The sequence below is a fragment of the Arthrospira sp. PCC 8006 genome, assembly GCF_046480465.1.
In the GTDB taxonomy this organism is placed as follows: domain Bacteria; phylum Cyanobacteriota; class Cyanobacteriia; order Cyanobacteriales; family Microcoleaceae; genus Limnospira; species Limnospira platensis.
Window position 1 is genome coordinate 1 of record NZ_PKGG01000661.1, and the last position, 272, is coordinate 272.

The 272-nt window shown below is 73.5% G+C and carries 1 protein-coding gene; it reads left to right on the forward strand.

The annotated features are described in order from the left end of the window. Window positions 1-272 (forward strand): ATP-binding cassette domain-containing protein (locus B9T16_RS29775; RefSeq protein WP_410246505.1); only part of this gene is annotated, 272 nt, incomplete at both ends.

A 272-nucleotide genomic window follows, 5' to 3' on the forward strand; every position in this document is an offset into this window, starting at 1 on the left:
CTGATGGGGGCGCTGGGCCTGGACGGCCTCAGCGACCGCTTTCCCGAACAGCTCTCCGGCGGCGAGCAGCAGCGCGTCGGCGTGGCCCGGGCGGTGGCGCACCGTCCGGGCCTGGTGCTGGCCGACGAGCCCACCGGCAGCCTGGACCTCGACAACGCCGTGGCGGTCATCGACCTGCTGTCCCGGGCCTGCCGCGAACGCGGGAGCACGCTGCTGATGGTGACCCATTCCCAGGACGTCATGGACCGCGCCGACCGCTTGCTGCGACTGGC